The sequence below is a fragment of the Oleiphilus sp. HI0123 genome, from assembly GCF_001635315.1.
Map to the genome: position 1 here is coordinate 1 of NZ_LWGE01001006.1, position 228 is coordinate 228.

Consider the following 228-nt stretch of genomic DNA (forward strand, 5'->3'; position numbering starts at 1 on the left):
TCAAAATACTGAGCGTCATTGCACTCGATTGAGAAAGGTAAACTAACTGGCCTTCACCCACTTGCCAACCATATTGAGTGGTTGAAATGTAGGCGCATACTGGGGCAATCAAGGCGAGAAGGCAGATATAGGCGGCCATCTTAAGCGGGCTTGAATGTTCTTTTCTTATTGATTCCCACTCTTCATCGGGGTGTGTGAACATTCCAGGGACATGACTTAATAACATAC

1 protein-coding gene is annotated in these 228 nt (G+C 45.2%); it reads right to left on the reverse strand.

What is annotated here, in order from left to right:
• On the reverse strand, positions 1 to 202 hold a 202-nt coding region (locus A3761_RS08665), incomplete at its 3' end, for a Yip1 family protein (RefSeq protein WP_231881200.1).
• Positions 203 to 228: the final 26 nt, after the last annotated feature.